Origin of the sequence: Nocardiopsis coralli (assembly GCF_014892575.1) — a bacterium.
GTDB classification, from domain to species: Bacteria; Actinomycetota; Actinomycetes; order Streptosporangiales; family Streptosporangiaceae; genus Nocardiopsis; species Nocardiopsis coralli.
The window spans coordinates 1-8,063 of sequence record NZ_JADBGI010000048.1; the positions used below are offsets into that span (position 1 = coordinate 1).

The 8,063-nt window shown below is 73.2% G+C and carries 5 protein-coding genes; all 5 read left to right on the forward strand.

Annotation, left to right across the window (positions count from 1 at the left end; translation table 11 throughout):
• Positions 1-1,174, forward strand: a 1,174-nt coding sequence (locus IDM40_RS27615) for an acyltransferase family protein (protein ID WP_193125021.1), incomplete at its 5' end; no start/stop codon positions are given.
• A 167-nt stretch (positions 1,175-1,341) separates the two neighbouring features.
• Positions 1,342-2,388, forward strand: a complete 1,047-nt coding sequence (locus IDM40_RS27620; protein ID WP_193125022.1) for a class I SAM-dependent methyltransferase — start codon at positions 1,342-1,344, stop codon at positions 2,386-2,388.
• A gap of 38 nt (positions 2,389-2,426) precedes the next feature.
• Positions 2,427-4,445 (forward strand): glycosyltransferase, encoded by a 2,019-nt coding sequence (locus IDM40_RS27625; protein WP_193125023.1) that lies wholly within the window; start codon positions 2,427-2,429, stop codon positions 4,443-4,445.
• On the forward strand, positions 4,442-6,190 hold the full coding sequence (locus tag IDM40_RS27630) for a glycosyltransferase (protein WP_193125024.1): 1,749 nt from the start codon (positions 4,442-4,444) through the stop codon (positions 6,188-6,190). The genes IDM40_RS27625 and IDM40_RS27630 overlap by 4 nt, the downstream gene beginning before the upstream one ends.
• A gap of 159 nt (positions 6,191-6,349) precedes the next feature.
• Positions 6,350-7,978, forward strand: coding sequence for a glycosyltransferase (locus IDM40_RS27635; RefSeq protein WP_328807150.1), 1,629 nt, complete (start codon positions 6,350-6,352; stop codon positions 7,976-7,978).
• Positions 7,979-8,063: the final 85 nt, after the last annotated feature.

Consider the following 8,063-nt stretch of genomic DNA (forward strand, 5'->3'; position numbering starts at 1 on the left):
CGTCGCCGGGACCACGGGCAGCCGCTACGGCGCGGACCGGCTGCTGACCTGGCGGCCCCTCATGTGGTTGGGCGGGCTCTCCTACGGCCTGTACCTGTGGCACTGGCCCGTGCTCGTCGTGTACCTGCACCTGGCCGACCGCACCACCGCGACGGTCGTCGGCGGGCTGCTCGTGGTGGCGCTGTCCGTGCTGCTCGCGTACGCGACACAGCGCTGGATCGACGGCGGTTTCGACCGCCTCACCCGGCCCGCGACACGGCGCGCATCCGTGTGGCCGGCCGGCCTCGCGGCGGCGCTCCTGGTCCCCGTCGTGCTGTCGGCCTCCCTGTGGTCCGGTCACTTGGAGGAGGAACGCCGCGCCAGGGCGGTGCTCGCCGACGGCGACGAGCGTTACCCCGGCGCCTCGGCCGCCGACCCCGACGTGGCCGAGGCCCTGGACCCAGCGCCGGTCCTGCCCGACCCCGCCGACGCCCGCGACGACGCGCCCGTCACCCATGACGAGGGGTGCCGTGTCTCCGGCTCCGAACCGCTCGCCGTCTGCGACGAGGGGCCGGAGGACGCCGAGCACACCCTCGCCCTCGTCGGTGCCTCCCGCGCCGACCACTGGCACCCGGCCCTGGTCGCCGCCGCAGAGGAACGCGGCTGGCGGCTGGTCACCTTCACCCGCAGCGGGTGCCTCTTCGACGGCGGGACCAGCACCGACGACCCGGACTGCCGCGAATGGAACGAACGGGCCATGGCCGAGCTCGAACGTCTGCGCCCCGACGCCGTCTTCACGACCTCCACCATCAACGCCTCGGGACACGAACACCTGCCCAGCTCCTACGTGGACACCTGGCGCCGGCTGGACGCGCTCGGGATCGACGTGCTCGGGGTGCGCGATCTCCCCCGGCGTGAATTCCAGGGGGCCGAATGCGTCGATTCCCGCCCCGTCGAAGAATGCACCGAACCGACGTCGCGCACCCAGGACGACACCGATCCGGCACTGATGGCGGACCTGCCGGACAACGTGTCCCTCATCGATCTCACCCCGCACGTCTGCCCCGGAGGGAACTGTGACGCGGTGGTCGGGAACGTGCTGGTCTTCTGGGACCACTCCCACATGACCGCGACGTTCGCCGCCTCGCTCTCGCCCGTCGTCGGCCCCGCGGTCGAGGAGGCCCTCGGATGGTGAGAGGCACAGGCCAAGAATTCACGACCGGTCCAATCAAAAAGGGAGCGAGGGGAAGGTGAACGCAGAACGAATTCGCCGCTATTTCTGTCGCGGATCCCTATGTGTACCGACAAAGCGTTGTCGCGGTCGTTAACATCGGAATGAAAAACACGTGGAGGTCACCACTCATGCGCACTCTGCGCCGTCGTCTTCTCCCGCTCCTCCTCGCCTCGGCGTCGGTGGGTGCGGTCATGGTCCTGCTCCCCCCGGCACTGGCCGCCTTCGGCCTCCTCCCCTGGTCCCAAGCGCTGATCCTCAGCGGGGTCATCCTGCTGGGCGCGGCCGCCTGCGCCCTGGCCGGCGGGCTGCTGCTCGTCCGCCGGTCCGTGCGCCAGCTGGCCACCGAGGTGCGCACGCACACCCGCGCCGTCACCGAGGCGGTCGCGGCCGAACGTCTGGAGATCGCCGAGGCCAACGCCGACCTCGAGCAGGTCAGGGCCGGCCTCGAACGCATCGAGGGCGAGGTCCTGCCCAAGCAGCGCCGCCAGTTCAAGCGCGACCTGCTCGACCAGGGCCGCAAGGACTACGAACAGCAGGTGGCCTGGTCCGAACTGCGCGAGCACCTGGACACCGCCACCTTCATGCCGCCCCTGCGCGGATGGGCGGCCTCACCCGACCTCGTGCGCCTGATCGTGCGCCACATCGACCGGCTGCGCCCCGAGCTCGTCGTCGAGTGCGGGAGCGGTTCCTCCAGCATCTGGATGGGATACGCCCTGCGCCGCCAGGGCCGCGGCCGCGTCGTGGCCATCGAGCACGACGCCCACTACGCCGAGCAGACCCGCGCCCTCATCGCCGAGCACGGGCTCGACGACGTCGTCGAGGTGCGCCTGGCACCGCTGGTCGAGGCCGAACCGGGCACGGTCACCGACACCGGTCTGCGGGACAAGGGCGCCGTCCCCCGCTGGTACGACACCTCCGCCTTCGCCGACCTCGACGACATCGGCCTGCTGCTCGTCGACGGGCCGCCGGAATCGACCGGCCGCCAGGCCCGCTACCCCGCCCTGCCCGCCTTCTGGCCGTACCTGGCCGACGACGCCGTCATCATCCTCGACGACACCAGCCGCAAGGACGAGCGGGCCCTGGGCCGGCGCTGGCTCGAGGAGTACCCCGAACTCCTGCGCGTCGAGGAACCCGCGGAGAAGGGCGCGCACGTCTTCTCCCGCAAAGGGGCCTGACCCGGCAACCGCAACGGACGAACCCACGAGAGCAGCAGATGATCACCACAGTCCTGCGCGGAGCCCTGCGCTCCCGAGGCGACGAACCGGCGGTCCTGGGCCACACCGGTGCCGGTTCCCGAGCCCCCCTGGCCCGCCTCCGGTACCGGCCTGAGGACCGGATCGTCGACCTGGACACCCATCCCATGGGCACGCCCGTCTCCGAGGGTGAGGACCCCGAGGCCGGACTGGTGGCCGTCGTCGCGGCCACCCCCACCGACCTGCACCGCACCCTGACCACGGCGGTCCACCTGCCCCGAGCCGCGCACGTGCTGGTCGCGCTCCTGGCCGCACCCGGACACCAGGAACCGCCCCTGCCCAGCGCCCCCGGGCTGGGGCAGTGGCGCGACCTCCACGAGATGCGGGTACGGCGCGTGGACCGCAACGGCTGGGTGTGCGAGCTCTTCTTCCCGCGCGCCACCGAGGCCGACCAGGTCCTCGACACCGTCCTGCAAGGGACGCGCGGACGCCGGCGCGGCCCGGCCGTCACCCCGGTGGCCGCGCTCCACGGCACCGAGGGGGCGCTCTGGCGGCCCGGGGACACCGGCGCCCAAGGGATCGAGGTGTCCGGCCCGGTGCCGCTGCGCAGGGTGACCCCGAGGGCCGACCTCGCCCTGCGAGTGGGCGCCGACCCCGAGCGCGCCTGGACCGACCCGAACGTGGCCGCCCTGGACGCCGAACCCACCGCCGCCGACTCCTGGACCGGGCTGCTCGGCAGCGACGCCCCCACACGCGCCCGCGCCCGGGTCCGCGCCCGGGGGCAGAGCGCGGACGAGGCCCTCGTCCACGCCGTCGCCCCCATCGACGAGCTCACCGTCAACCCCACCGGCTTCACCAAGGCGGAGCAGGGCGCGCTCGGCGACCTGACCGTGCACGGCAACCGCGCCGTGGTGCGTGAGGGGTCGAAGGTGCTGGTCACCGTGGCCGCGGACGGCACCGTCACCGACGTCGACCTCACCCGCCTGCGCCACCTGCGCGGGGTGCGCGTGGACTGGTCGGGGCACACCGGTCCCACCGCGGCCGTGCGCGCCGTCGCCTCCCTGGCCGCCGGAGGGGTGCCCCTGCTCAGCGGGCCCGTGCCCGCCTGGGCGGCCGGGCTCGGCGGCCGGTTGATCGCCCTGCTCACCGACACCGACGAGGAGGGCCTGCGTTCCCGGCTCCGGCGCGAGGAACACAGTGTGCGCCTGCGCAGGGCCGCGTTGGAGCTGCACGGCACTCGCCCCCGGTGGCGGGCGCTGGCGCGCCGAGCCGGTGTCCCCCTCCCGCCCGAGCCGACCGTCTCGGTGGTCCTGTGCACCCGGCGGCCCGAGATGGTCGGGTTCGCGCTCGCTCAGATCGCCCGCCAGCGCGGGGTGGACGCCGAGGTCGTGCTCACGCTGCACGGGTTCGGCGCCGACAGCCCCGGTGTGGCCTCGGCGCTGGCCGAGTTCGACGCCACCGGGATCCCCCTGACCGTGTACGAGGCCGACGCTGACCGGCTCTTCGGCGCCGTGCTCAACGACGCCGTCGCCCGGGCCGGCGGTTCCCTCATCGCCAAGTGGGACGACGACGACTGGTACGGCCCGGACCACCTCGCCGACCTGCTGCTGGCCCGGTGTTACTCGGGGGCCGAGCTGGTGGGGACCGGGCAGGACTTCGTGTTCCTGCAGGAGGTCGACCTGACCGTGTGGCGCAGCCGAGAGTCCGAGACCGCGACCCGGTTCATCGCCGGCGGCACGATCCTCGTCGACCGCGTGGTGCTGGAGGAGACCGGGGGGTTCCGGCCCCTGCCCCGCGCCATCGACACCCAGCTCCTCCTCGCCGTGACCCGGGGCGGGGGCCGCGTGCACCGCACCCACGGCCTCGGGTACGTGCTGCGCCGCACCGGTGCCGGGCACACGTGGTCGGAGGACATGTCCTACTTCCTGCACAACTACGCACAGCAGTGGTCCGGCTGGCGGCCAAGCGCGCTCCTGGAGGGCGCACCGGCGCCGCTGGGCGCACCCGTGGCCACCGACACGACCGGAGAGACCCCATGACGACCCCGCAGGGGACCAGTACCGTCACCGCGCAACCCGAACCCCCCGAGGGCGGCGGTCAGCCCTACGTCGTGCGCAACGACTACACGTCCGTCGAGGTCCCGGAGCTGGGGGAGTGGGAACCGACCCTGTCGGTGTCGGTGGTGCTGCCGGCGCACGGGCACCAGGAAAAGCTCGACCTGGTGCTGGCCGCGCTGTCGGTGCAGAGTTACCCCTCCGAACTGCTCGAGGTCATCGTCGTCGACGACGGCTCGCCCGAACCGCTGCGGCTGGGCCCGGTGGTGCCCGAGAACGTGCGGCTGATCCGTGCGACGGAGGGCGCCTGGGGTTCCGCGCACGCCGTCAACTGCGGGGTCGAGGCCTCCACCGGGGACGTGGTGCTGAGGTTGGACGCCGACATGCTCGTCTTCCGCGAGCACGTGGAGTCGCAGCTGCGCTGGCACCACCAGCTGGACTACGCCGCGGTGCTCGGGCACAAGCTGTTCGTGGACTGGGATCCGCAGCGGTACTCGGCCGAGCAGGTGCGCGACGAGGTCGCCGCGGGCCGTGCGGGGGAGCTGTTCGACCCCTCCACCGCCGACCCGCACTGGATCGAACGCAACATCAACAAGACGAACCAGCTGCGCACCGCCGGGCGGCTGGCCTACAAGGTCTTCATCGGTGCGACCGGCTCCGTGCACCGTTCGCTGTTCGACCGGGCCGGCGGCCTGGACCCGGAGCTGGTGCTCGGCGGCGACACCGAGTTCGCGTTCCGCCTCCACCAGCAGGGCGCGGTCTTCGTCCCCGACCTGGACACCAGCAGCTGGCACCTGGGGCGGACCCAGATGCAGACACGGCGCGAGGCAGGGACCCGGTTCCGGTCGCCGTACGTGTCCAACCGGGTCCCCGACTTCCACCTGCGGCGCAAGCGCCCCGACCGCCTGTGGGAGGTGCCCTACGCCGACGTGGTCGTCGACGTGGACGGCCGCACTCTGGAGGCGGTGGACACCACGGCCTCCGCGCTGCTCGACGGGACCACCCCCGACCTGCGGATGTGGCTCGTGGGGCCGTGGTCGGAGCTGGAGGACGGGCGCCGTTCCCCGCTCGACGAGGAACGCCTCGACCTGCGGCTCGTGCAGGAGACCTTCCGCGGCGACCCCCGCGTGCGCTTCGTCGAGTCCGCACCCGAACCGGACCCGCGGGTGCCGTTCCGCCTGGAGGCCCCGGCGGGCGCCCACCCGACCCGCACCGTGGTGGCCGACATGGTGCGTGTGCTCGACCGCAAGGGCGCCGGGCTGATGTGCACACCTCTGCCGGGTGCCACCCGCGCCGGCGGCGGGCTCCTGAGGTTGGAACGCGCCAGCTCCTTCGCCCGGGCCCTGCATCTGGAGCCCGGCGCCCGCGGCACCGACCTGGACCGGGTCGTGGAGAAGGTGGCCGGGACCCACTGGACCCCCGGTGCCGAGTTCGTGGTCGACGAGGACGCCGGGGGTGAGGAACCGCCCGGTCCCGAGAGCCGGCCCGCCGGGGGCAGCGACACCAAGGACGGCGGACGGCGCAAGAGGGCGTCGGCCGAGCGCAAGGACGCCATGAGGAAGGAGCGCCGGGAACTCGAGCGGATGAACGCCGAGGAACTGCGCCGCGAGCTCGAGCGCGCCCGGGGCGAGACCGAACGGTTGGAGGCCCGGGCACTGCGGGCCGAGCGCAAGCTGCGGTGGTCCACCCCCGGGTTCGGGCGCCGCCTCCTGGGTCGGATGCTGCGCTGACCGGGACCCCGGCGGGTTCCTCCTGGCGGGTGAGGGGTGAGCCCGCGTCACGGGCGGATCCTCCCGTGGGTGTGCGACACGCATGCAATACAGCACTCTCGGTGATCGTGTTGGTTACTCTGAGGCCGCGTCAGCACCCACGATCCTCGGGAGGGCCCCGTGACCACCGACGTTCCCGGCACCGGGGCCCCCGGAGCGCGGGTACCCGGGGCCGACACCCGGGTCCGCAAGCTCCCGGTCGCACCCGGGATCGCACGCCCCCGTGTGGTGCGCAACGACTACACGTCGATCGAGGTCCCGGAGCTGGGGGAGTGGGAACCGACCCTGTCTGTGTCGGTGGTGCTGCCGGCGCACGGGCACCAGGAGAAGCTCGACCTGGTGCTGGCCGCGTTGTCGGTGCAGAGTTACCCCTCGGAGCTGCTCGAGGTGATCGTGGTCGACGACGGGTCACCGGACCCGCTGGTGCTGGGGCCGGTGGTGCCCGACCACGTGCGGCTGATCCGCGCGTCGGAGGAGGCCTGGGGATCCGGCCACGCCGTCAACTGCGGGGTCGCCGAGGCGTCCGGAGACGTGGTGCTGAGGCTGGACGCCGACATGCTCGTCTTCCGCGACCACGTGGAGTCGCAGCTGCGCTGGCACCACCAGCTGGATTACGCCGCGGTGCTCGGGCACAAGCTCTTCGTCGCCTGGGACCCGGAACGGCACACGCCCGAGCAGGTGCGCGACGAGGTCGCCGCCGGCCGGGCGGAAGAACTGTTCGACGCCGCCAAGGCCGGACGCCACTGGATCGAACGCACCCTCGCCCGCACCAACGGCCTCCGTGACGCCGACCACCGCTCCTACACCGCCTTCGTCGGCTGCACCGGATCCCTGCACCGCAGCCTCTTCGACGCCGCCGGCGGGCTCGACCCGGACCTGGCGCTCGGCGGTGACACCGAGTTCGCCCACCGCCTCTACCAGCGGGGCGCGGTCTTCGTCCCCGACACCGACACCAGCAGCTGGCACCTGGGCCGCACCCAGATGCAGACGCACCACGACGCCGGTGTCCGCTACCGCAAGCCCTACCTGGCCAACCGCGTCCCCGAGTTCCACCACCGCCGCTTCGGCAGGGTGCGCCTGTGGGAGGTGCCCGCCGCCGAGGCCGTCGTCGACGCCACCGAGAACGTGCGCGGGGCCGAGGCGACCGCGACCGCCCTGCTCGAGGGCACCACCCCCGACCTGCGGATCCACCTGGTCGTCCCGGCCGAGGGCGAGCACGCCGCCCAGCTGGCCGAGGTCTACCTCGGCGAACCCCGCGTGCACATCGCCGAGCACATGCCCGAGACCGACCCGCGTGTGCCGCACCGCCTCGTGCTGCCCGCCGGTGTCCTGCCTGCGCCCGCCTGTGTGGCCGACCTCGTCGCCGAGGCCGGCGAACGGCGGGTCGGGCTCCTGTACGTCGTGCTGCCCGGCGCGAGCGGGACGGAGCAAACCCTGCGCCTGGAACGCACCGGCGCCTTCGCCCGCGCGCGCCACCTCGAACCCGAGGCGGACGGCCCCGAGCTCGACCGGGTCGTGGAGGAGGTCCACGGCATGGGGTGGCTGCCGTGGGAGAGGTTCGTGCACCCGCCCGGAACAGACCTCGACGCGTTCCCGCGTGCCGACCCGGAGGATCTGATCCGGCGGGTCACCGAGGCCCGGGAGCAGGAGCGCGCCGCACGGGCCAGGGTGCAGCGCGCCGAACGCCGACACCGGTGGCTCGCCCCCGGCCTGCGCGAACGCATCCAGCGGGCCCTCGGCAACCACTGACACCGGCCGGGGATCTTGCTACTGGAGCCGGTCTCGGCGCTGACCCCGGCTCTGGTAGCAAGATCTACTGGGGATCATGGTGGGT

What these genes read in the sequence shown, in the direction of transcription:
- IDM40_RS27620 (WP_193125022.1), top strand. Translation starts at nt 1,342, where the DNA reads ATGCGCACTCTGCGCCGTCGTCTTCTCCCGCTCCTCCTCGCCTCGGCG.
- IDM40_RS27625 (WP_193125023.1), top strand. Translation starts at nt 2,427, where the DNA reads ATGATCACCACAGTCCTGCGCGGAGCCCTGCGCTCCCGAGGCGACGAA.
- IDM40_RS27630 (WP_193125024.1), top strand. Translation starts at nt 4,442, where the DNA reads ATGACGACCCCGCAGGGGACCAGTACCGTCACCGCGCAACCCGAACCC.